Consider the following 23952-nt stretch of genomic DNA (forward strand, 5'->3'; position numbering starts at 1 on the left):
TGGGCATGGGGCAAGACCCGCAAACCTATCTGAAACCCGGCGACAAGATGGAGCTGGGGATCGAGGGACTGGGCGTGCAGCGGCAGGATGTCATTCAAGGCTAGAGCTGGTCCAAAAAACTATTAAATCGCGACCCCGGTTGGTATTTGCCAGCCGGGTTTTTGTTTGTTGGAGCCCTCGGAAAGAAATGCAGTTGCTCTTGCCCCATTGGTGCCAAACCGACCTACGGTTCTTAGTGACCCTACGAAACGAACCTGCAGTGTCCTGCCATGTCGATTTTTCGTCCTCTTCTGACATTGAACGATACGCGGATCGCCTGCAGACAGAATTCATGATCGGCGGGTCACGGTTTTGCGTATCGCGACCTGTCGCCGGATTGAGCGCTTTACGCGATTTAATTGGAGGAAAAATCAGTGACCGAAATCACGTCTGAAGTCATTTGGCCCGATATGGGAGTGGAAATTAACCCCGATAGCTATAGCTCGGTGGTCGAGATGTTCGAGCAGGCCTTTCTAACCTACTCGGAAAAGACGGCCTATGTCGGTCTGGGCGGTAGCCTGACCTATACGGATGCAGATCGGCTATCGCGCGATTTTGCTGCGTATCTGCAATCGAAACTGGGCGTCAAAAAGGGTGACCGCATCGCGCTTATGGTCCCGAATATCCTGGCCTTCCCGATTGCCATGCTGGGTATCATTCGCGCCGGAGGCGTTCAGGTGAACGTCAACCCGATGTACACGCCGCACGAATTAGAGCATCAGTTGAACGACGCAGGCGCCGAGATCATCGTGATCTTCGGTGGTTCGACTCCGACACTGGCAGAGGTTGTCGACAACACTCCGATCAAGACTGTGATTACGGTTGATCTGGGCGATATGACCGCGACGCCGATCCCAAGTCCGGCTGCGGACACGCGCCTGAGCGAAACGCTGAGTTTTGCCAAGCTGGTAGAAGAAGGTGAGGATCTGGAATTCAATCCGCCTGTCATCACTGGCGATGACCTGCTGTTCCTGCAATACACCGGTGGTACTACGGGTCTTTCCAAAGCCGCCGTTCTATCACACCGGAATCTTGTTGCGAATACTGAGCAGACGAAAGCCGCTTTGCCTGAAGCCATGCGGCACGGCCAAGAGGTCATCGTTACCCCGTTGCCACTGTACCATATCTTTGCCCTGATGGTGAATATGATTACCTACAGTTCGATCGGGTCGACCAACTATCTTGTGGCAAACCCGCGTGACCCCGAACAGCTGATCTCGGCTTATCGAGACAGTGGTTTCACTGTCTCAACTGCCGTGAATACGCTTATTGCCGGGCTATGTGCACATCCAGGCTTGAAGGATGTCGATTTTTCTAATTATCGCGCAATGATCGGCGGCGGTGCCCCTGTGCAAGAGGCCGTCTCGAACCGCTGGAGAGAGATCACCGGGCACCATGTTCTAGAGGGTTATGGCATGTCCGAGACCTCTCCGGTCTTGACCCTGAATCCAATGGGGCAAGATGAGTTCTCGGCCGCAGTGGGATATGCCCTGCCGTCGACTGACATCATATTGCTGGATGATGAAGACAACCGGGTCGGTGTTGGCGAAGCCGGTGAGATCTGTGCCAAAGGCCCTCAGGTCATGCAGGGTTATTGGAACCGCCCGGAAGAAACCGCATCAAACTTTACCGAAGACGGTTACTTCCGCACCGGCGACATCGGGGTGCGGGACGAGAAGGGCCTGATCAAAATCGTTGACCGCAAGAAGGACATGGTTCTGGTTTCTGGCTTTAACGTCTATCCGAACGAAATCGAAGCCCATGTGGCCATGCTGGACGAAGTGGCAGAAGTGGCCGCAGTCGGCGTCCCAGACGAAAAGACGGGCGAGGCAATCCGGTTGTTCCTTAGCGTCACGGAAGGGTCTGACCTTACGTCTGAGCAAGTCATCGAACATTGCCGCAAAGGACTGGCCGGATATAAAGTTCCTAAACAGATCAAGTTTTTGGATGAGCTGCCCAAATCGACGGTGGGTAAAATTCTCAGAAAAGACCTGCGGGGTTTGTAAGCCATGAGCGACGACAAGACGTTTCCCATCGACTACACAGTCGAGAATATTGAACAGCATGTGGGCCGAACCTTCGGCCCCAGCGCTCCTGTTACGGTGGACCAGGACCGCATCCAAGGCTTTGCCGATGTTACAGGTGATCAGCAGTGGATTCATGTTGATGTCGAGAAGGCTGAAAAGCACAGCCCGTTTGGCGGCCCGATTGCCCATGGCTATTTGACGTTGTCACTGTTGGCTGCGGCGCAGATGGGCCTTGGTATCGTACCTGACGGCTGCAAGGGCGTGATGAACTATGGTCTGGACAAAGTGCGTTTCTTGGCACCCGTTCCAAGTGGGGCAGCGGTCGAGATTTCGGCAATTCTGACCGGAGTCGAAGTCAAGAGCGGCGGTCGTATTCTTATCAGATCCACCGTTACGGCTCGAGTCGCTGGGCAGGAAGATCCGGCCTTGATCGCCGAAACTCTGGCGATGGCCTTTACCTAATTTCGTAGAATACGGGAGGACATTGAAATGTCTGACAAAGACTTGAAAGACGACGGGTTTGCCGGAGCGATCTCAAATTTCTACAGCGCTATGGCAAAGCAACCCATGGAGTTCATGCGCATGGGTATGAACACTGGGAACCAGATGTTTGGCATTTTCAGTGGCCTTGGCCCTACTCAGGACGCACCTGCCGACAAACGTTTTGCGGACCCGGTTTGGGAAAGCAATCCGGCTTACCGTTCGCTAAAACAAAGCTACTTGGCTTGGTGCAGCAATACGATGAACTGGATTGACGAGCTGGATCTGGATTATCGCGACGCCGAGCGTATGAAGCTGTTGACGGGGACGTTTCTGGATACGTGGTCTCCGACCAACGTACTGATGGGCAACCCGTCGGCTATGAAAAAGACGCTTGAGACGGGCGGTGAAAACATCGTTGCCGGGATGCGGAACTTGTTGGACGATGTTGTCAACAATGGCGGCATGCCGTCTTCTGTAGACCGGTCCAAATTCGAAGTGGGCAAGAACCTCGGTATCAGTAAAGGCGACGTTGTTCACCGTGACGAACTGCGCGAACTGATTCAATATTCGCCTCAAACCGACAAGGTTAAAGGTACTCCGATCCTTATCGTGCCGCCTCAGATCAACAAGTTTTATGTGTGGGATCTCTCACCGGAACGCAGTCTGGTCGAGTTTTTGGTGCAGCAAGGGTTCACCGTTTTCATCGTATCGTGGCGCAATCCGGGCTCGGAAGACGCTGACTACGGTCTGGATGACTACGTGCGGTCGCTGGACGATGCCTCTGAGATCGTGACAAAGATAACCAATTCGCCAAAAGTTCATATCGCGGGTGCTTGTTCGGGTGGGATCACGATGTCGATGCTCCTGAGCTATTGGGCGGCCAAAGGGATTGACCGAGCAGCCAGCGCAACCTTCCTTGTGACTATTTTGGATACGGACGGCGCGGCCAACACCTCGATGGGCCTGTTTGCCAACATGGAGATTCTTGAGCTGGCAAAGACAATATCGCGCGCCAAAGGTGTGATCGATGGGAATGATCTGGCCAAGGTCTTTGCATGGTTGCGTCCCAACGACCTGATTTGGGCATATTGGATCAACAACTATCTGATGGGTCAGAACCCGCCAGCTTTTGACATCCTGTTCTGGAATGACGACACCACCAATATGTCCGCTGGTTTGCATAGCGACTATATGGACCTGTTGCAGGCCAACGGCTTGAAATCCGGGACGGCCGAGGTTTTGGGCGAAGCAGCGGATTTGTCCAAAGTAACCTGCGATTCCTACGTTCTAGGTGGAACCACAGACCACATCACGCCTTGGGATGGTTGCTATCGTACGGTGCACATGCTGGGCGGGACGTCAGAGTTTGTTCTCAGTTCCAGCGGTCATATTCAGGCCATCGTGAACCCACCTTCCAACCGCAAGGCCAAGTTCCGCCGCATGGTCAATCCGCCGGAATCGACCGAAATGTACCTTGAAAACAGCACCGAGGTTGACGGCACCTGGTGGCTGCACTGGGTTGAATGGATGACCGAGCGGTCTGCCAAGGAAAAAGCAGCGCCCAACTCGACTGGGAACAAAGATTATCCCGCCATTTGCGCCTCACCCGGTACCTATGTCCATCTTGAAGCGGGTAAGGCATGAATATAGAACCCCAGCAGACAGAAAAAGCAAAGATGGTCATCCGCACAGCGGATGTATGGGGTCGGCCTGTTCGCTATGCGGATTACCATCCCGAATCCGCTGGGCAAACGCTGTTGCTGTTTAACGGTATTGGCGCCAACATCGAAAGCGCCGAGCGTTTCATCACCAGCTTCGGAAATGTCCGGGTTATCATTTTTGATGCGCCCGGCGTCGGAGGAACGCCGACACCGACACTGCCGTATCGATTGTCACATGTCGCGGATATGGCTGCGTCGCTTCTTAATCAGCTTGGTATTGACGACGTCCATGTCTTTGGCGTGTCATGGGGTGGTGGCGCGGCACAGCAATTCGCGCACATGTATGGCAACCGTGTTCTGTCTCTTACGCTTGCTGCCACGGCTGCGGGCGCAATCATGATCCCGGGATCTCCGAAGACGTTGTTGAAGATGGTCACGCCCAAGCGCCACAGTGACCCAACCTTTATGATTCAGAACGCTTTGACTTTGTATGGCGGTACTGTTGCCGTGCAGGAAGAGTTGATGCGCGAGTTTTCCGAGGCTCTGGATCACGGCACACCTGTCGGATACATGTATCAACTGTCTGCGATTGTCGGTTGGACCAGTTGGCATTACTTGCCCAAGTTGAAAATGCCGGCCCTGGTTCTGATGGGCGAAGACGATCCAATTGTCCCCGTCGCCAATGGTCGTATCCTGGCCAGCCGCCTGGATCGGGGCAAGTTGGAAGTCATGCCCTGCGGTCACTTGTTTATGGTGACCATGCCGGTCGAAACTGCCCAACGAGTCGAGCGTTTTATCTTCGAACCACATTAAGGGTAGCCCGGCATGGGACAACGAGAATTGGACCTGCCGGCCATGCGAAAATTCGCAACGGGAACGCTTGTTGTTCTTGTTGCGATCTATCTGGTGACATTTGTACCAACGGATCCTGGCTGGCCTCTTAAACTTTTGCGCGCTGCCGCCGGTGCTGGAATTGTTGGGGGATTGGCAGACTGGTTTGCAGTTGTTGCGTTGTTTCGGCACCCGCTGGGTTTGCCGATTCCGCATACCGCCCTGTTGCCGCGAAATCAGTCGCGAGTGGCCGTCAATGTCGGGCGGTTCATCGAAGAGAATTTCCTGCAGACCGAACTGATCATGGAAAAGCTGAAGGGCAGCGCCATCTCCGCGAAACTTGCGGCCTGGTTGCTGCGTGAAGGCCAATCAGGATACTTTATAGAAAGACTTTTGCAGGGTGTCGTACAGGTCTTGCGGGCCGATATGCCTGACAAATTGATGCGAATGCTCAGTAAGCTGGTTCGACAGCTGACAGGAGAGGCTGCCGGGAACCCCAAAGTCGCACAAGAACTGTCGAAATTGCTGCAACGGGGCCTAAAGGGCGAGACCCTGACGGAGATTGTTGAGTTTCTGCACGAAACGGTTGATCAGAATCGTGGGGCAGTCGAACGGCTTGTACGTGACAACAGCCGGTGGTGGATCGCATCGAGGCTGGATCGTAATGCCTCGGAGTTGATTGTGAATGGATTGCTGTCGGTCCTTGAAGACCTGGCAAAGCCCGATAGCAAGCTGCGTAAAGACTTCGAAGACGCTGCCGTTCAGGTGCTTGGCGATTTTGCCAAAACGGATCACCTTCAACACGTTATTGAAAACGCTGCCGCTGACTATTCGGGTACGGTAAGTTTCGAGCATAACTTGCGGGCGCTGATTACAAGTATGAAAGGCAAAATGGCGGATTATCTGGAAAGCGACGAAGCTGTCAGCGCCATCCAGACATACATTCGACAGATGGCCGAACGTTTGGCCGATGATGAGGCGCTGCAGCAAAAGCTCGACGCATCCATTGCCGACTTTGCTGCGCGCATTATACCAGAAGCCCGACCTTATATTGGTGAGTTTGTCACTCAGACGATTTCGGGTTGGGACCCAGATTTGCTGGTCGAGCGGTTCGAAACCGAGGCTGGGAAAGACCTGCAATTCATCCGTATCAACGGCGCTTTGCTGGGCTTCGCGATCGGCGGCATTCTTTTTACAGTTGAACATCTGATCGGATAACAAAAAAACCCCGGCGCGAGGCGGCGCCGGGGTATCAACACGTAAACCGTGTTGATCTTATTTCTTGTCGGCTTTTGCGACGGCGTCTTCAACTGCGCTGAACAGAGGTGCCAGAGCTGCTTTGGACTGCTCTTCTGCGATGTCGCTCAGCTCTTTGATCTGGCCGCTAACGGCTTCGATCTGCTTGGTAACAAAGGCTTGCTGCAGCGAAGCGACGTTGGCGATGTTCGGTGCTTTCGCGATGTTGCGGCCATGCTCGACAGTGTTGTCCAGGTTGGCGCGCAGGAAGTTGATCAGCGCACGGTCAAATGCGACGACACCGTCAAAGGTCTTGCGAACAGTTTCGTTTGCAACCGAACCATACTGGGTCAGGTTTTCGCTATAACCTTTGAAGTTGCTGGCAACATCCTTGTATGAGGACGTGATCGAATTCACCATCGAGGTGACGTTGTTTTCTTCAGCTGCGGGTGCCTTGGCAGCGGTTTTTGCAGTAGCCATGTTGGCCTCCTTCCGGGTCTGATTTCGTTGGCACTATGATCATATATTGAGACTTCGCTGCAGCGCAACAAATATTCTGCACTGCAGCATAAGTGCAGGTCAGCGTTAAATCACATCAAAACCAGTGGCTTACGTGTTCATGCGGTCGCTGGATGATTGTTACGTTGGGTCACAACCTGCCATGAGCTACGACCACAGTCATTTGGTGTCGACCCCAGGCATCATCTTCATGAAAACGTTTAGCAGATCAGTGTTTGGAACCAGTGCCCCGGCCCATTTTTCAGCCAGCGCCTCGGGCGACATTTTGGCAATTTCTTCGTTTAGCGACTCTTCCAGTCTGGCGACCCAACGATCCTGCACGGATTTAACATCCGGAAGACCAAGGGCATCGCGTAGCTCTGCCGGAGTCATATCGAGGTCAATGGTAATCTTCATATCAGGTCTCCTCCTGTTTTGCTGTCCTTTTGACGATGCCGAATGCACCACCTAATTTGTCGCGTCATGAAATCTGTGACTTTGAACCCTGTGATTTGATTCATACGGTAGATTCAGACCTAAGCGATGCTAACCTGTCGATGTCTTGTATGTTTATTACCGATCAGGACATAATGGATGACTAGAAAGGCCAACCAGTCAGATTTCTGGTTGAAAGAGGTTTGGGAGGAACCTTGCTGGGACGGGTACACAACGTCGCGAAGATAAACGCAGCACTCGACGTATTGCGGCGGCGTGGCTTAGAAACAGGTCATATGTTCGACGATACGGGGATTGAAACGTCCCAATTGCACGACGTCGATCTTCGGATTTCCAATGATCAGCTGTTGAAGGCGTTCAGGAATATCTCGGACCGGAAATGGCACCCTCACATACCATATGAGATCGGCCAAAACCTGCACGTTTCTTCTTACGGGCTTTACGGATACGCGGTTCTCTGTAGCGTGGATTATCGCGAGACCGCGGAGTTTGCGCAAAAGTACCACTTCTTGGCTGCTCCTACCGCATCGATGGAGTTTGTGCAGGACGAGGGTGCTGAAGGGTGGGGTTTTGAGCCTGTCCCGGCCTCTTACGCCGGAAAAGAGTTTTACGAATTCCTCGTCAATCTACAGTTGGGCATCTACAACTCGCTGCACAGGGATGTCATGGGCGCTGGTTTTACCTCACGCCGTATCGAAGTCAGATATTCCAATGACAGCGCATACACCTTGCCGGCTGATGCAGCAGACGAGATCATTCTGAACGCAGGACGGAACCGGTTCCATGTCGGAGTGGAATGGTTGGAGCATAAAGTCGAACTGGGAAACCAGTTGACTTTCAATCAGCTCGTTCGAATTTGCGAAAACGAACTGTCCGAGATCACCCAAAAAGACGGTGTCAGTGGTCAGGTCCGTCGGAGCTTGATTCAAAATGTTGCACTTTCGTCAAGTATGGATACCGTCGCTCAGAGCCTTGGTTTGACCAGTCGTACCCTCAGGCGGCACCTGAAGCGAGAGCAAACGACTTTTAGTGCAATTGTCGACGCTGTTCGAATGGAGCTTGCGCTAAAGTATTTGCGCGAAGCGACACTGAGCACCGAGCAGATCGCACACGTTCTGGGGTTCTCAGAAACAGCTAGTTTCGTCCGCGCGTTCCGGCGATGGACCGGACGCACGCCTAAATATTATAGAACCTCACAATAAATATGCTTTATGGGTTTGACCACGGAACGCCTATTGTAGGGCCGGGATCCGCAGAAGTTCGCAGCGCGTGCATAAATTGCTTCAAAGAACTTGGATGACCCTTCCGCTCAATCGTCCGTAAGAGTGAAGGCAATTCCATGCGATACAACAGTGTTTCATCGCTTTCCACGAGGTCGGCATTCAACCCTTCGAACAAACCCTTGGCCTTATAGTTTCCGAACAGAACTTCAGCATGAGCGAGCTCGACCCCTAAAGCCAGACAGTCGAACACGGTGGCCGCCAGTAAAAGGTGGGATATGCCGTGACCGTGATAGTCGTCCAAAACCGTACAAGCGATTTCGACATCCTTGTCTTGCCGGTTACCCCGGATTGCATGCACGGCGGCGATGGGCCTCCCATTCTGTTCAGAGTCTACGGCACCCCAAGCTACGTGTTTGTCGCCATCCACGTTGGCCAGAAGGTCCAAAACGGGTTCTGGGGCGTCGTGAAACGCAGAAAAGAAGCGCATGTATCGGGATTGGTCGGACAGATCATGGATTGCTTGCGCAATCAGATGTTTGTCGGAAACGCCCATTGGGCGCACGTAGATGCTGACACCGTTGTCCAACCTTGCCTTGAAGCCTCGGTCATTGTCCAGATGTAGGGAAGTTGAACCCATTGCACCGCCGCTTTCGTTTGGTTCCCCGTTTTTCTTGTCTTCGCGGATCTTTCAAATCACGCTCTGTAATTTAGTCTTATGACGCATTTGGCAAACTTTTTCGAACTGACCTAGCGTTCCAGATGCTTCCTGTCCTGAGCTGTCAGTAAACTGTCCGATTTTGCTTGTTTGATACATGAGTCAGCTATGCACCATGCGCCTCGTGCCGAGTGTTTGTGAGGTAGCAGGCGGGGTGCCCGGCACGTCGTGCCGGGCATATACGTCACACCCATGTGACAATATCGGCCATCTCGCGGCGCGTTTTGGCGAACATCGGACCATCCGCACGATAGCCGAACGCCACCATAACGGCAGGTTTGTAGACGTTGGTATCAATCCCGAAATGATCGCGCAAAACAGCTTCGGTTTTGTCCAACTCGAACCCTTCGATGGGGCATGAATCAATTCCCATCAGCGCACCGGCGGTCATCATGTTGCCGAGAACGATGTAGGCCTGACGCGCAGCCCATTTTTCGATATCCGCGTCGCTTTCCAGTTTGAAATCATGCGCTTGAAACTTGGCGTAAGCCCCGCCGAGCATCTCGATGACTTCTTCGGGGAACTGTTTGACCTCGCGGTTGTGCTGGGCCAAGTAATCCGATCCTGCTTTCATGGTTGCGCCGGTATGTGACAGGATGATCACGTAATGGCTTGCGGTTCCAAGCTGTCCGGCAGTACCATTCGTGGCGCCGTTCGCGCCCCAGGTGAAGTCACGAAACAGCTCTCGTTTCTCGGGGGATTGCACAACCAGCAACTGGAACGGTTCGGTCCCGAATGAGGTCGGCGACAGGCGTGCCGCTTCCAGAATTGTGTTGAATTCGCTCTCAGTGATTTTTCGCTCAGGATCGAACACTTTAGTTGCGTGGCGGAAATTGAAGGCGTCGATGATCTGAGTCTGAACATCGCTGGTTTCGATGAGGTCTTTCATGGAATGAGGCTCCGAATTGGTGATGAGCCGCATCTATGCCCTTCCATTGTCTGCCGCTATCTGCAGAATTCGGAAATGATAATCCCGTATACCGGAAGAATAGCTTCAGATCAGGTCGGCGTAGAGCACCTTGTTGGCGGCGATGATTCGAACACGCATGAAATCCAAAAACGCGCGGACTCGGGCATGCATCAATCGGCCCGGTGGGCGCACGGCCCAGATTTTCGAATCCGGCCAGGCGCGCAGATGTGGCAGAACCCGAACCAGACGCCCGGATCGAATATGCTCTCCGGTCTGCCACAAGCAGGCTTTGTTGATCCCCAATCCGGCCAGCGTCCAATCCATCGCTGCATCACCAAGGCTGACGGTCGCGGGGCCAGACACACGCACATCATGCATGGTGTCCGATTGATCAATCAGGTGCCAGACCTCGCGCGGGTGCATTGTCAGGCAAGCGTGATTGGCCAGGTCGGCCGCAGTTTCAGGCGCCCCTGCCCGTTCCAGATAGGAAGGTGCCGCAACCAGCAGACGCGGATCGTCGTCCAGTTTCTGGGCCAACAGGCTGGACGGGCCAAGATCGCCTAGACGAAACGCCAGATCGTACCCCAGTTCCACAATGTCGAGCACCGTATCGGTTAGGTTCAGATCAAGCTCTACATGCGGGTAGAGCCGAAGGAATTCGGGTACATGTGGCACTATATGTGACCGCCCGAATGAGGCGGATGCTGTTACCCGCAGTTTGCCTGATACTGTTCCAGAGTTTCCAGACAGCATGGTGCGCGCATCTTCGACGTCTTCGAGGATGCGCTTGGCATGCTCTAGAAACAGCTCTCCGTCCGGGGTTAGGGATACAGCCCGCGTGGTGCGGTTCAGCAGTTTGACATCCAGTTCGGTCTCAAGCGCCTGCAGGCGTTGTGAGGTGTTGGTGGCCGAGAATCCGAACTCTGCCCCTGCCCGTCCAATGGCACCCAGGGTGGCCACTCGGACAAACAGGTTTAGGTTTTTCAAATCAAATGACATGCCGTCAGGGATAGTACGAAACACCCATCTGCGCCACTAGCCGGGCCAGGGCAGCGAATAAGTTTTGACGTTGGTAAAGAACTTCATCGCTTCGATTACGCCTTCTTTCACGCCGTTGCCGCTGTCCTTGATCCCGCCAAAGGGCGACATCTCGATCCTGTAGCCTGGTTGTTCCCAGATGTTGCAAGTGCCGACGTCCAACCCGTTGATAAAGGCGATTGCCCGGTTCAAATCGTTGGTGCACACGCCCGAGGACAGGCCGAACTCGGTACTGTTCGAGATTTCCATAACCTTCGCATCGTCATCGGGCACGCGCACGACAGGTACGATGGGCCCAAAAGTTTCTTCCATCACCAACTCGCTGTCATGGGGAACCTTGTCGACCACAATCGGAGGCAGCAATGCCCCCTGGCGACCGGGGTGGTACAGGATTTCCGCACCTTCGGCCTCGGCCATGTGGACGCGTTTTTCAAACAGCGCGGCGGCTTTGTCATGGATCACACAGCCCAGTTGAGTTTCCGGGTTCTGAGGGTCACCGAACCGGATCGCCTTCGCTTTCTCCAACACCAGAGGAACGAATTTGTCGGCCACGCTTTCTTGTACCAAAATGCGTTTGATCGCAGTGCAGCGCTGGCCCGAATTGCCGGTTGCACCTGCGACCGCGATGGTGGCGGCCTTGTCCAGATCATCATCACTGAGATCGTTCAGAACGATCAATGGGTCATTTCCGCCCAACTCCAGCGCCTGGCGTTTGTATCCGGCTTTCGACGCGATCAATTTGCCAACCGGAACACCTCCGGTGAAGGTGATGATGTCGATGTTTTCGTTGGTGATCATCTCGTCACCAATATCCTGCGGCCAACCGGTTACAACCTGGAACATCTCGGGCGGCAGACCGGCCTCATACAGAATATCGGCCAGCGCCAAACAGGTTAGCGGCGTCAACTCGGTGGGTTTGCAAACCATACAGTTATTGGTCGCAATTGAAGGTGCGATCTTGTGGCTGACCATGTTTAGCGGATGGTTGAACGGTGTAATGGCGCTGATTGCCTTGACGGGTTCACGTTTGGTGAAAATCTTACGCTCTTTCCCGTTATGGGTCAGATCGCACGAGAAAATCTCCCCATCGTCTTTTAACGCCTCGGCAGCGGCAAACTGATAGACGTCCTGCGCGCGTTTCGTTTCGTAAATCGAATGCTGATGGCAAATGCCCAGTTCCAACGTCAGCCATTTGGCCAGGTAATCCCGCTTTTCACCGATCAACTCGCCCGCGCGCTGCAGGATCTGGCTGCGTTCGTATCGAGTCAGTTTCGGCGTGTAGTTTGCGGCAATCTCAAATGCCTTGCGTGCGTGTTCCGCTGTCCCTGCCGGGACGGTGCCCACGACCTCATTCGTATAGGGGTAGTGGACCGGTACAGTCGCATCGGTAAAGACAACCTCTCCTCCGATACGCATTCCTTCGTGGCGAATGTCTGAAGCGTTCATGATCCCGTCCATTTTATTGCGCTGCGGCGGTGGTAGCATAGAAAAACGCGTCAAAGTTCCTCAGTTCTGGTTGCGAGGGTAAATCCAGGACGCGGTTGACGATAAAGGGAACTTCTTGCTCGGTCAGGCCGCCATGGCTGCGCAACGGTTCCTTCAAGGCGGCCAGATCGTGACGATCCTCGGAGGTGCCGATGCAGATATTCTCACCCGAGACCATGACAATATCCCCAATCCGATCACCAGGAAGTTCGTATTCCGCGATGGCTTCTTCCTTGGTCAGGACATGGGTGATACCGTCGGTCGCTTTCAGCTTGTCCAAAATATCGGAACGGTTCGCACCTTCAGGAAGATAAGCGGTGGCAAAGCTGCCAAGCGCGCCATGGTGAACCACATAAGGGTCAGTGATCGGCAGGATCACACGGGCTGCATCCTTCCCCATCCAGTCGTCCATTACGTCCTGGACATAAACTACGTTAGGTGTTCCGTCCGTATGGTGTTTGGGCTTCATGCCATGATCTGCAGTGACGACGATGGCTGCGCCCATAGCATCCAACTGCGCCAGATACCGGTCGAACATCGCGTAGAAATCCAGTGCACCCTGCTGGTCAGGCGCGAATTTGTGCTGAATGTAGTCTGTGGTCGAAAGGTACATGATATCAGGCTTGAACTCCTCCAACAGCTTCACACCCGCAGCGAAAACAAATTCCGACAAGTCCGCCGAGTACACTTCGGGCACAGGCATTCCCAGCCATTGACTTGCGTTGTCGATACCGTGTTCGGCCTTTGTCGTCTCGCCCGAGCGTTCGGACGAGAACGCGACGGCGCGCTCTTCGTCAAACTTCAATCCGGCACCAAGCAAAGCGCGCAGCTTGTCCTTGGCAGTCACCATGGCGACCCGGTATCCAGCCTCGTAGAACTTTGAAAAGATAGTAGGCGCGCGCAGAAAACGAACGTCATTCATCATTACTTCTTCACCGCTGTCGGGGTCGATCAAGTAATTCCCACAGATTCCATGAATGCTTGGCGGACGTCCGGTCGCGATTGACAGGTTGTTGGGGTTGGTAAAGGACGGAATGACCGAGTGCGCCAGTCGGTCCGTGCCGGTCTCACGTATTCGCTTGAGCGTGGGCATCAGCCCTTTGGCGATGGCTACATCCAGATACTCTGGCTCGCAGCCATCGAGACAAATCGCAATCGCGGGAACTTTGGGAGTCGGATAAACTCGTTCATTTGCGGTGATTGGGGTTTGAGCTGTCATAGGGCGGTCCTTGCGTATGAGCGATAGTCAGATCAAAAGTAGCTGACACACGGGGTCTGTTTTGAAAGATGGTTCAGGCGACCTTGGGTTTTTTGCCATCCTGCGCGTCCAGCGTTTTCAGGAATGCCTCTTTTGTGCCCGCAAAGTTACGGCCGCGTTCACCGGCAAAGGCTTTATCGACAATATCCATTCGTTGAGCGTCGGATATGCCGTAGTCCGCAAACCGGGTGGAAACACCTAGCCGATTCAGCAAGGTCGTCAGTTCAATCGAAGCGGAACTCAGATCCGAACCGAAAACATCGTGCAGGGCAGCCTGTCTAAACCCGCCAATGCCGTCGACTGAACTTAAGATCACTGGCAGCGTGAACGAACAGGCAATTCCGTGCTGTATACCCCAGCCGAGGGTTATTGGATAAGACAGGTTATGGGCGATGGCAGTCTTTGTGTTGGAAAAGGCCAGCCCGGCGCTGAGTGCTGCATCTGCGATCTGCGTGCGCAGACTAAGGTTGCCTAGATCGTTTAGCAGATCGGGCAAAGTGTCTAGAATGGTGCCAGCTGCATGGGCGGCATGTCGGGCCGAAATAGGGTTTGCATTGATGTTCCAAATGCTTTCCAAAGCATGGGAAAGTGTGTCCAACCCAGTGGACAGGGTCAGTTCATGGGGTTTGTTGACCATAAGTTCAGGATCAATCACCGCAGCTTCTGGGTAGAGATTTTGTCGCGAAAGCGAGTATTTTCGGCCGCGCCGCTCGTCCCAAACTGTGGCCCAACATGTAACCTCACTACCGGTGCCAGCAGTCGTCGGAACCGCAATAATGGGAATGGTTCCCAAGTTTGCCGCGCCGCCGCCGGTTTCTAAATACGTCACTACATTGTCAAAACTGCCATCTGCGGCCGCAAAAACCTTGGCCGAGTCGATTACGGACCCACCTCCTAAGGCTACAATCACCTCGATTTGGTGCCGTATTCCAGCTAACTGCGCGCACTGCTGCCCAAGCAGCTGGAAATCCGGGTTGGGTGCGATGTCGTTTATTACTACCGCAGCTGGTCCAGCGGCTTCTTCGACCCGCTGCGCCAGGCGCTGGAAAGGATCACTTGGATAAGTGACCAAAGCATAATTTCGGCCGCCAATCAGTTTTGGCAGTTCCGAAACAGAACCGGCGCCAAACATGATTTCAACCGGATTGTAATAGCGCCACATTGGACCCTCATAGGAAATTGGCCTACTTTGTTCGGCGGCAATCTGGATCACTTTATTCCATCGGTCCAATAGATTGTTTGGATGATAAGTATTGAGTGTTGCAATAGAATTGCAAAATTCTGACATTACTTATTGAGAGCCTTGGAAATACGCAAGTTACTTTGTATTTTGGATACATACTCCACCACTCGAGATACAACATATGAGCGGAACACGCGCGATCCCACGGCAAAGCCTGCCCGATGTCATAACAAACGATCTGCGCGAGCGGATACTAAGCGGGGAGATGGCCGAGGGAGAGGTTATTCGGCAAGAAGCGCTGGCCGAGGATTATGACGTTTCCCGCATGCCAATCCGCGAGGCACTCAAACGACTGGACGCCGAAGGTCTTGTTCAATTGACGAACAACCGTGGCGCGTCGGTGACCACACATTCTCTGTCCGAGATCGCCGAGATTTTCGATCTGCGCGTTTTGCTTGAGGTCGATCTTTTCCGGCACGCAATACCGCGGATGACCCTAACCCATTTTTCCGAGTGTGAGCGCATTCTGGAGGAGATGGAGAAGTCTTACGATGCCAATGACGTGGGCCGTTGGGGCGGGTTGAACAATGCTTACCACATGGCGCTATATGCTGCCGCTGATCGCGGGTTGAGCAATGAAATCCTGCAACGCGTCAACTTGCAATCGGACCGCTATGTCCGAATGCACCTGAGTGTAATGAAACAGCGAGAGCCTGCTAAGAAAGACCACCGCGAGCTGCTATCGCTAGCCCGAGCCGGACAGGTCGAGAGCGCCTGCGCTCTGTTGACCCGCCACATAGCACGCACCAAGGATCAGTTGCTGGAGATGGTGACTGCCACGCGCAACGGTGACTAAAATCAATCCAGCGGGTGTAGGCAAGCCACCTGATGCGACTCACCACTCAGATCTGGCGGTGCGGCGCGGCATTCATCGGTTGCAAGCCAGCAGCGTTGCGCGAAGGCACAGCCCAAGGGGATGTTCATGGGTGAGGGCAACTCGCCCTCCAGCTTGATCCGTTCCTTGCGCGCCTCAGGGTCCGCGCGCGGCGTGGTCGATAACAGCGCTTTGGAATAGGGATGACGGGGGGCGGCGAACAGTTGGTCTTTCGTGGCGTGCTCGACCGCGCGGCCCAGATACATAACGATCACATCATCGGCGAAGTGTTTAACTACCGACAGGTCATGCGAGATGAACAGATAGGCAAGGTTCAGGCGTTCTTGCAACTCGACCAGCAGGTTCAGGATTTGGGACTGGATCGATACATCCAATGCCGAGACCGGTTCGTCCAGGACCAACACCTTAGGATTCAACATTAGAGCGCGGGCAATGGCGATCCGCTGGCGCTGACCGCCCGAGAACATATGCGGATAACGGTCGTAGTGTTCGGGACGCAGGCCGACAAGGTTAAGCATTTCGCGCGCCCGCGCCTCGCGGTCGGAGGCGGACATGTTGGGGCGGTTGATAGTCAGCGGCTCCTGTAGGATCTGCCCGATCCTTTGCCGGGGGTTGAGCGAGCCATACGGATCCTGGAATACGATCTGAACGGTCTCACGCATTTCGGCCCATTTCGATGGGGTGACATCGGTGCCGTCTATTGTAAGTGTTCCGGACGTCGGTTCTTCGATCATAGTGACGACACGTGCCAATGTGGACTTGCCGCAGCCGGATTCTCCGACGATGGCAAGTGTCTTGCCAGGATTCAGTTCAAAATCTACTCCGGACAGGGCTTTGACCTTTGCGGATTTCGACAACAGCCCGCCTCTGACCTCGTAGTGCCGAGCCAACGCAGTTGCCTGAACGATAGGGGCCGTCATGCGATTTCTCCGGCTGCAATTCTTTCGACATGGTGACACCGGGCTTTGCCGAATGATTCACTATGTGGTGTGGGGGGGATGGATTGGCAGGTGTTATCCGCAAACATGCACCTCGGGCTGAATAGGCACCCCTTTGGTCGGTCAAACTGGCCGGGAACGACACCGGGGATGGTTGGCAGCATTTTCGAAGTTGCCCGTTCCGGCAGTGCGCTTAGCAACGCCGAGGTATAGGGGTGGCGCGGGGTTCGAAACAGATCTTTGACGGGCTGTTCTTCAACCTTTTGACCAGCGTATTGTACCTGCACGCGTTCGGCGGTTTCGGCTACCACGCCCATATCGTGGGTGATCAGCACCAGACCCATCCCCTGTTCATCGCGCAGGCGCACCAGCAGATCCAGAATTTGCGCCTGAATGGTGACATCCAGCGCTGTTGTCGGCTCATCAGCGATCAGCAGCTTGGGGTTGCACGCAATCGCCATGGCGATCATGACCCGCTGGTTCATCCCCCCAGACATCTGGTGTGGAAAGGTGTTCAGCCGGTTTTCCGGCGCGGGAATGCCGACCTGATCAAACAGCTCGATCGCGCGTTGGTGACGATCTTTGCGGTTCATGCCCAGATGGATGCGCAGCGCCTCTTTGATCTGGAACCCCACAGTGAAACAGGGGTTGAGCGACGACATCGGTTCCTGAAAGATCATGGCGATGTCCTTGCCGATGATCTTGCGCCGGTCGCGAGCCGAGATTTTGGTCAGGTCGATGCCTTCGAAACTCAGCTGGTCGGCCGTGATCGTGGCGGTCCAGGGCAACAGGCCCATCAACGCCAGCATCGACACGGATTTGCCCGAGCCGCTTTCGCCGACGATGGCCATCAGCTCGCCCCGGTCGACAGACAGGTCCACCCCGTCGACGGCGCGGAACTTACCCGAGGCGGTAGCGAATTCTACAGTGAGGTTTCGGATGTCCAACAAACTCATATCGTCAGCTCCGCTTCAGTTTCGGGTCCAGCGCGTCGCGCAGGCCGTCGCCCATCAGGTTGATCGCCAGCACCGTGATCAGAATGGCAAGACCGGGGAAGGTGACGACCCACCAGGCGCGCAGAATGAACTCGCGCGCTTCGGCCAGCATGGTGCCCCATTCCGGCGTGGGGGGCTGTGCGCCCATTCCCAGAAATCCAAGGGCAGCGGCGTCCAGAATAGCGGTTGAGAATGACAGCGCCGCCTGCACAATGATCGGGGCCAGACAGTTGGGCAGCACAGTCTTGAACATCAACCGCGCCTTGCCCGCGCCCGCGACACGGGCCGAGGTGACATAGTCTTTCTGTCGTTCAGACAGAACCGAGGCGCGGGTCAGGCGCACGTAATGCGGCTGAAATACGATAGCGATAGCGATCATCGCATTGGTCAGCGACGGCCCAAGGATGGCTACCAGTACCAGCGCCAACAGCAGCGAGGGGAAGGACAGGATGATATCCATTACCCGCATGATCAGCGTATCGACCCATTTCGGCGCAAAGCCGGACAGAAGCCCGATGATTACGCCGCCTGTCACGGCCACACAGACCACAACGATGCCCACAAAGAAGGAATAGCGTGATCCCATGATCAGCCGCGACAGCATGTCCCGACCCAACGGGTCGGTGCCCAGCGGGAAGGCCCAACTGCCGCCCTCTTGCCACGCGGGGGGTTGCAGAATGTTGTCGCGGAACTGCTCGGTAGGGTCATAGGGCGCCAGCAAAGGCGCAAAGGTCGCGCAGATTACGAAGGCCATGAACACATACAACCCGATCACTGCGCCGCGGTTTTCGCTGAAATAGAACCAGAATTCGCGCAGGGCGCTTGGGCGGTCCTCGGTCTTGGGGGTGGTTGCGGAAAGCTCGGCCATCACCGTCTCCGGATTTTGGGGTTGATGATGCCGTAAAGGACATCGACCAGCAGGTTCACCAGCATCACGATCACGGCGATCATCAGCAGCCCGCCCTGCACAACCGGGTAGTCGCGGCGGAAAATACTGTCGACCATCCACTTGCCGATGCCCGGCCAGCTAAAGATTGTCTCGGTCAGGATCGCGCCGGCCAGCAGCGTGCCGACCGACAGACCGATCACTGTTATCACCGGGATAAGAGCGTTGCGCAGCGCATGCAGCCCGTTGATCCGCGTGGGCGCAAGGCCCTTGGCGCGGGCGGTGCGAATGTAATCCTCGCCCAAAACTTCCAACATGGCCGAGCGAGTCTGGCGCGCGATCACCGCCAGCGGGATGGTGCCCAGTACGATGGTCGGCAGGATCAAGTGACGCACGGCTGACGTAAACGCCCCCTCCTGCCCAGATAGCAAGCTGTCGATCAGCATAAAGCCAGTCACACTGGGGAAGTAATACAGCAGGTCGATCCGCCCTGATACGGGCGTCCAGCCCAGATTGCCCGAGAACACGATGATCAGAAGCAGGGCCCACCAGAAGATCGGCATCGAATAGCCAACCAAAGCCGAGGACATCAGCGCGCGGTCAAAGAACTTGCCTCTGTTCACCGCAGCAATCACCCCCGCGGGCAAGCCCAGAGCCACGGCAAAGATCATTGCGCAGATCGACAGTTCCAGCGTGGCGGGGAACAGGGCGAAGAACTCATCCCAGACCGGTTTCTTGGTGACAAAGCTCTCGCCCAGATCGCCATGCATCACGCCGACCAGATAGTCCCAGTATTGCTGCAGTACCGGTTTGTCGAAGCCCAGCTTGACCACCATCTCCTGATAGCGTTCCTCGGTCATGCCGCGTTCTCCGGCCATGACGATGATGGGATCGCCGGGAAGCACCCGGATGAACATGAAGGAAATCAGCGTCACGCCCAGAAATGTCGGAACGAACATTCCTAGGCGCGAAAGGAAGTAGCCAAACATCAGCGACCTATGATTGTGAGATCTTTGGGAAAGCGGGTCAGTGACCGGCAGCCATCCTGCGTCACCAGAACATCATCTTCGATCCGAACACCAAAATTTCCGAGGTCATAAAGCCCGGGCTCATTGGTCCAGACCATGCCGGGAAGGATGTCCTGATGATTTCCACGCATGATATAGGGCGCTTCATGTACGTCGCGGCCCAACCCGTGCCCGGTTTTGGTGCGGATACGGTCAGCATATGGCGATGCCTCAAGTACGCGGGTGACAGCATCGTCGATGTCATGCGCAGTAGTGCCCGGGCGGCAGGCGTTGAACCCTTCAAGGTTGGCACGCAGGACGGTGTCATAAACATCCCTGCCCTCGTCCGAAACTTCGGCCACAAAGAAAGTGCGGGTGATATCGGCGGCAAAGCCGTGTTTGCGCGCGCCAAAATCGAACAACAACGCATCGCCGGGTTTGATCTGATAATTCGCTCGCGCCTTGCCATGCGGTTGGGCCGAATTGTCACCAGCCGCCACAATTGGTGTGAACGCCAACGAGGCCGCACCCTCGGCGAACAGTGCCTGAATCAGCGCCTGTTCGATCTGTTTTTCCGTCTGCCCGATGCGCACATCGGCTATCACACTCTCCAGCGCGCGTTCCGAGATATCAATGGCAGCTTGCAGTGCCGCGATATCGTCATCGGTCTTTATGACCCGCAAGCCCGAGATTTCGCGTTCGGCATCCACAATGCGCAGATCGGGCAGGGCGTTAGTGAAAGCCTTCGACACAAAGACCCGCATCACTTGCCCTTCGACTGCCAGCGATTTCAGCGGCATGTGCGCAGCCAAAGCGGTAAAAGCGCTGTCATAGCCCGTCTGGTCCATCCAATCGAACACTGCACCGTCAAAGCCGACCAGCGCCCAAGTGCCAAGCTCCAGATTGGGGACAACCGCGGCGGGACTACCTTGGGCCGGGATAACGACCACGAAGGGACGCTCATGGCTCATGAAGGGTTTCCCCAACGCGCGGGTGAAATTGGGACCGGGCACGAGGGCCACGGCATCGACTGAGATGTCTTTTGCCAGTTGACGGTACTCGGACAAATCCGGCATGAGGGCCGACCTCCAAAAAAGAAAACCGGAGCCGCCACGTGGGCGGCTCCGATCCGTGAGTGATGATTTATTCGACGCTGACGCCGTAGAAGATGTGGCCGCCCAGCGGGTGGACTTTGTAGCCCTGCACTTCGTTGCGCATCGGCATGTAAACGACCGAGTGTGCGATGGTGGCCCAGGGGGCTTGCTCTTTGAAGATGACCTGCGCCTCTTCATACAGCTTGGTGCGCTCGGCCTGATCAGTGGTCTGCTTGGCCTTCAGGATCAGATCTTCGAAGGGCTCGTGGCACCATTGTGCACGGTTCGAGGCTTCGCGGCCGTCGCAACCCAGCAGCACGGCCAGGAAGTTGTCTGGATCGCCGTTGTCACCGGTCCAACCCAGTAGAACAGCACCGTCGCGGTTCAGTTCTTTAGAGCGTGACAGGTACTCGCCCCATTCATAGGAGACGATCTCGACATCCACGCCGACCTTGGCGAAATCTGCCTGGATCAGCTCGGCCATGCGGCGGGCGTTCGGGTTATAGGGGCGTTGAACCGGCATCGCCCAGACTTTCATCGACAGATCGCTGACGCCTTCGGCTTCCAGCATCGCCTTGGCCGCTTCGGGATCATAGGCATCGTCGGTGATGGCCTCGTTATAACCCCACATGGTTGGCGGAATCGGGTTCTTGGCCGCTTGCCCCGAACCCTGAAACACCACATCAATGATCGCCTGCTTGTCGATCGCCATGTTCAGCGCTTTGCGCACCTTCGGGTTGTCGAACGGCTCCATCGTGGTGTTGTAAGCCAGATAACCCACGTTCAGGCCCTCTTGCTCCATCATGTTGATGTCGGCGTCATCCTGCATCGCCTGAATGTCGGCGGGGTTCGGATAAGGCATGATGTGGCATTCACCCGCCTTCAGCTTTTGATAACGGACCGACGCATCAGGCGTAATCGCAAAGATCAGATTGCTCACTTCCGCCGGTGCTTTCCAGTAATCAGCGTTCTGGGCATAGCGGATCACGGCGTCTTTCTGATAGGCCACGAATGAAAACGGGCCGGTGCCGATGGGCGCGGTGTTCAGCTTTTCAGGTGTGCCCGCTTCCATCATCGCATCGGCATATTCCGCCGACAGGATCGAGGCAAAGTCCATCGCCATGTTGGCGACAAAAGGCGCCTCGGGTTTAGACAGCGTGAATTTCACTGTGTAGTAGTCGATCTTTTCTATGGACTCGACCAGATCGGGCATACCCATGCCCTGGAAATATTCCCACGTACCACCAGACACCTGATTATAGGGGTGGCCTTCATCCTTCTGGCGCATGAACGAGAAGATCACGTCATCGGCGTTGAAGTCGCGGGTTGGGGTGAATTCGTCATTCGAGTGGAATTTGACGCCCTGACGCAGCTTGAACGTATATTCCAGACCGTCATCGCTGGCCTCGACGCTTTCGGCCAAGCCTGGGAGCACATTGGTGGTGCCGGTCTCAAATTCCAGCAGGCGGTTATAGATCGGGTGCGAGGACGCATCAAAGGTGGTGCCAGCGGTGAACAGCGCCGGGTCAAAACCTTCGGGCGAGCCTTCCGAGCAATAGACCAACGTATTTGCCTGTGCCGCAGCGCTGGACAACGCAATCGCTGCGGTTGCGGCCAAAAACTTAAGTTTCATGAGTTTCTCCCAGTAAATATTGCTTGGTTTTCGCTTAGCTTTTTTTTGTCAGAACACTCTTTGGCAACGCTTGCCGTCGCGAAATCACTGCTCAATGTATCCAAAATACAAAATCCATTGTCAACAAAGTTAACAATTCCGCTAACACGTACCCGCAAAGACAGCCATCCGTCGCGGGACGGCCCGGTTCAGTTCCTAGCTTTGAGGGGAATCAGTCGCGCCGACTTTGATACAGCGCAAGTTTCCGGCTTTCCGCGATCACATCTGGAATGTTGGGGTCACACCGATCGGAGGCTGTTCCAGAATGAAAGCCCCGATCCGATCCAAGAGCGGCCGTCTTGGACAGCCCGGACGGGTCGCCGCGCCGAGATCACGCAGGTTGCCCGGCGCGTCAAAGGGGATAAAGCATAAAGGCCAACGGTCGCGTTTGAATTGCTCGGCTGCAAGTGACGACACGATTGTGCAATCGTCGGAATGGCAGATATGTCGACAGATCGTCTCGAACCGCAGCGCGCTCAGGTCGAACCGCTTGCTGGCGCGATTTGCCGGGTCGATTTTGGGCAAGCGGTTTTCCATCTCATAGCCGAAACTATGCGGCAGTCGGATGAAGTCGTGACGGGGCACGTCCTCTGGGGCAATCGATGGCAAGGTGCTTAACGGGTGACCGTCACGAACAGCCAAGAACAGAGGTTCGGACCAGATCGAGGTAAACTCGAGCGCTTCGGAATTGTTGACTTTGGCGACCAGAGCAAGATCCAACGTGTGGTCTTCGACCATACGCAACATATTCTGTGGCAAATCCTCGATCATCGTCACGCGCATATTGGGAAACAATGCGCTAAACAGATCTGAGAAATATTGTGTCAGGTAGGGCGCGAGAGTCGGCGTCATTCCGATCGTGTATGGAACCGCCTCGGGGTCGCGGAACTGGGTCGCCGTATCGCGGATCTTTTGCGCATCGTTCAGAATGCGTTCGGCAATGCGCAACACTTGAACACCGCACAGTGTCGGTCGAACCTCGTTATTGAGGCGCAAAAACAGTTCGGCCCCTAACTCCTGTTCAAGTTTTTTGACCTGATTGGACATCGCAGGCTGAGAGACGTTGCAAGCTGCTGCCGCCTGGCTGAACTGCCCATATTTAGCGATGGCCAGAACGTATTCCAAGTCTCTGAAATTCATGATCACCAACTACTGATACAATTCGCGCACCTTGATGCACCTTCGGATTCATACCCTGACGGTGAGTGTTGCGCATGAAGAAACGATCACTTTCAAACACATAAGTGTCAATAGCCGCTAGTGAATAGGCGGTCAAAGTGACTAGAGGCACGATAACTTATTGATTTCACGTACTACTAACTCACAGATTTTGTGAGTATTCGCGTTGGTTATACCCCTAATTCGAAGGATGAATTTTAGCTGGCCGAAGCGGCTGACTACCCATTGGATACGTGGAACGCC

Annotated in this window: 22 protein-coding genes and 1 pseudogene; 8 read left to right on the plus strand and 15 right to left on the minus strand. The window is 55.0% G+C overall.

The features are described from left to right. The 6 genes and pseudogenes from ACR0DX_RS20110 to ACR0DX_RS20135 form a co-directional block, all read left to right on the plus strand. Positions 1-104: pseudogene (locus tag ACR0DX_RS20110) on the plus strand (2-hydroxyhepta-2,4-diene-1,7-dioate isomerase); the annotation flags it as partial. A gap of 309 nt (positions 105-413) precedes the next feature. Next, positions 414-2045: an AMP-binding protein gene (locus tag ACR0DX_RS20115; RefSeq protein ID WP_480847175.1), complete on the plus strand. Its 1632-nt coding sequence runs from the start codon at positions 414-416 to the stop codon at positions 2043-2045. A gap of 3 nt (positions 2046-2048) precedes the next feature. After that, complete coding sequence (locus ACR0DX_RS20120) at positions 2049-2528, plus strand: MaoC family dehydratase (protein WP_170356505.1); 480 nt, start codon at positions 2049-2051, stop codon at positions 2526-2528. Positions 2529-2555: 27 nt separating this feature from the next. Then, positions 2556-4193: an alpha/beta fold hydrolase gene (locus ACR0DX_RS20125; protein WP_170356506.1), complete on the plus strand. Its 1638-nt coding sequence runs from the start codon at positions 2556-2558 to the stop codon at positions 4191-4193. Then, positions 4190-5023 (plus strand): alpha/beta fold hydrolase, encoded by an 834-nt coding sequence (locus ACR0DX_RS20130; protein WP_170356507.1) that lies wholly within the window; start codon positions 4190-4192, stop codon positions 5021-5023. The genes ACR0DX_RS20125 and ACR0DX_RS20130 overlap by 4 nt, the downstream gene beginning before the upstream one ends. A gap of 12 nt (positions 5024-5035) precedes the next feature. Beyond that, positions 5036-6259, plus strand: coding sequence for a DUF445 domain-containing protein (locus ACR0DX_RS20135; RefSeq protein ID WP_170356508.1), 1224 nt, complete (start codon positions 5036-5038; stop codon positions 6257-6259). A 57-nt stretch (positions 6260-6316) separates the two neighbouring features. Here the strand turns inward: ACR0DX_RS20135 and ACR0DX_RS20140 are convergent, their stop codons facing one another. Next, positions 6317-6757: a phasin family protein gene (locus tag ACR0DX_RS20140; protein ID WP_170356509.1), complete on the minus strand. Its 441-nt coding sequence runs from the start codon at positions 6755-6757 to the stop codon at positions 6317-6319. 198 nt (positions 6758-6955) lie between these two features. Next, on the minus strand, positions 6956-7192 hold the full coding sequence (locus ACR0DX_RS20145) for a DUF6489 family protein (protein WP_170356510.1): 237 nt from the start codon (positions 7190-7192) through the stop codon (positions 6956-6958). Between the two features lie 233 nt (positions 7193-7425). On the opposite strand from ACR0DX_RS20145, the gene ACR0DX_RS20150 reads away from it, so the two are divergent. Next, positions 7426-8433 (plus strand): AraC family transcriptional regulator, encoded by a 1008-nt coding sequence (locus ACR0DX_RS20150; protein ID WP_170527743.1) that lies wholly within the window; start codon positions 7426-7428, stop codon positions 8431-8433. A 7-nt stretch (positions 8434-8440) separates the two neighbouring features. Here the strand turns inward: ACR0DX_RS20150 and ACR0DX_RS20155 are convergent, their stop codons facing one another. From ACR0DX_RS20155 to psrA, 6 genes are all read right to left on the minus strand, one after another. After that, the gene (locus ACR0DX_RS20155) at positions 8441-9091 is read right to left on the minus strand and encodes a GNAT family N-acetyltransferase (protein ID WP_170356512.1); all 651 of its coding nucleotides are present in this window, start codon (positions 9089-9091) and stop codon (positions 8441-8443) included. 262 nt (positions 9092-9353) lie between these two features. After that, positions 9354-10058, minus strand: coding sequence for an NAD(P)H-dependent oxidoreductase (locus tag ACR0DX_RS20160; RefSeq protein ID WP_170356513.1), 705 nt, complete (start codon positions 10056-10058; stop codon positions 9354-9356). Between the two features lie 105 nt (positions 10059-10163). After that, complete coding sequence (locus ACR0DX_RS20165; RefSeq protein WP_170724848.1) at positions 10164-11078, minus strand: LysR family transcriptional regulator; 915 nt, start codon at positions 11076-11078, stop codon at positions 10164-10166. A gap of 36 nt (positions 11079-11114) precedes the next feature. Continuing rightward, entirely contained in the window at positions 11115-12563 is a 1449-nt protein-coding gene (phnY, locus tag ACR0DX_RS20170) for a phosphonoacetaldehyde dehydrogenase (protein ID WP_170724847.1), read from the minus strand. Positions 12564-12576: 13 nt separating this feature from the next. Beyond that, positions 12577-13821: a phosphonoacetate hydrolase gene (phnA, locus tag ACR0DX_RS20175; protein ID WP_170356516.1), complete on the minus strand. Its 1245-nt coding sequence runs from the start codon at positions 13819-13821 to the stop codon at positions 12577-12579. A 73-nt stretch (positions 13822-13894) separates the two neighbouring features. After that, entirely contained in the window at positions 13895-15022 is a 1128-nt protein-coding gene (psrA, locus tag ACR0DX_RS20180) for an iron-containing alcohol dehydrogenase PsrA (RefSeq protein WP_170356517.1), read from the minus strand. Between the two features lie 202 nt (positions 15023-15224). On the opposite strand from psrA, the gene ACR0DX_RS20185 reads away from it, so the two are divergent. Beyond that, positions 15225-15899, plus strand: a complete 675-nt coding sequence (locus ACR0DX_RS20185; RefSeq protein ID WP_480847181.1) for a GntR family transcriptional regulator — start codon at positions 15225-15227, stop codon at positions 15897-15899. Positions 15900-15901: 2 nt separating this feature from the next. Here the strand turns inward: ACR0DX_RS20185 and ACR0DX_RS20190 are convergent, their stop codons facing one another. From ACR0DX_RS20190 to ACR0DX_RS20220, 7 genes are all read right to left on the minus strand, one after another. Then, positions 15902-16858: a dipeptide ABC transporter ATP-binding protein gene (locus ACR0DX_RS20190; protein ID WP_170356519.1), complete on the minus strand. Its 957-nt coding sequence runs from the start codon at positions 16856-16858 to the stop codon at positions 15902-15904. Continuing rightward, positions 16855-17832, minus strand: coding sequence for an ABC transporter ATP-binding protein (locus ACR0DX_RS20195; RefSeq protein WP_170356520.1), 978 nt, complete (start codon positions 17830-17832; stop codon positions 16855-16857). The genes ACR0DX_RS20190 and ACR0DX_RS20195 overlap by 4 nt, the downstream gene beginning before the upstream one ends. A gap of 4 nt (positions 17833-17836) precedes the next feature. Continuing rightward, the gene (locus ACR0DX_RS20200; RefSeq protein WP_170356521.1) at positions 17837-18739 is read right to left on the minus strand and encodes an ABC transporter permease subunit; all 903 of its coding nucleotides are present in this window, start codon (positions 18737-18739) and stop codon (positions 17837-17839) included. Next, complete coding sequence (locus ACR0DX_RS20205; RefSeq protein WP_170356522.1) at positions 18739-19746, minus strand: ABC transporter permease subunit; 1008 nt, start codon at positions 19744-19746, stop codon at positions 18739-18741. The genes ACR0DX_RS20200 and ACR0DX_RS20205 overlap by 1 nt, the downstream gene beginning before the upstream one ends. Next, positions 19746-20840: a M24 family metallopeptidase gene (locus ACR0DX_RS20210; RefSeq protein ID WP_170356523.1), complete on the minus strand. Its 1095-nt coding sequence runs from the start codon at positions 20838-20840 to the stop codon at positions 19746-19748. Before ACR0DX_RS20210 ends, ACR0DX_RS20205 begins: the two co-directional genes overlap by 1 nt. A 67-nt stretch (positions 20841-20907) precedes the next feature. Next, positions 20908-22491: an ABC transporter substrate-binding protein gene (locus tag ACR0DX_RS20215; protein WP_170356524.1), complete on the minus strand. Its 1584-nt coding sequence runs from the start codon at positions 22489-22491 to the stop codon at positions 20908-20910. Positions 22492-22749: 258 nt separating this feature from the next. Then, positions 22750-23670 carry a LysR substrate-binding domain-containing protein gene (locus ACR0DX_RS20220; RefSeq protein WP_170356525.1) on the minus strand — a complete coding sequence of 307 codons (921 nt, stop codon included), beginning with the start codon at positions 23668-23670 and terminating at the stop codon, positions 22750-22752. Positions 23671-23952: the final 282 nt, after the last annotated feature.

This window comes from Ruegeria sp. D3, from assembly GCF_056534465.1.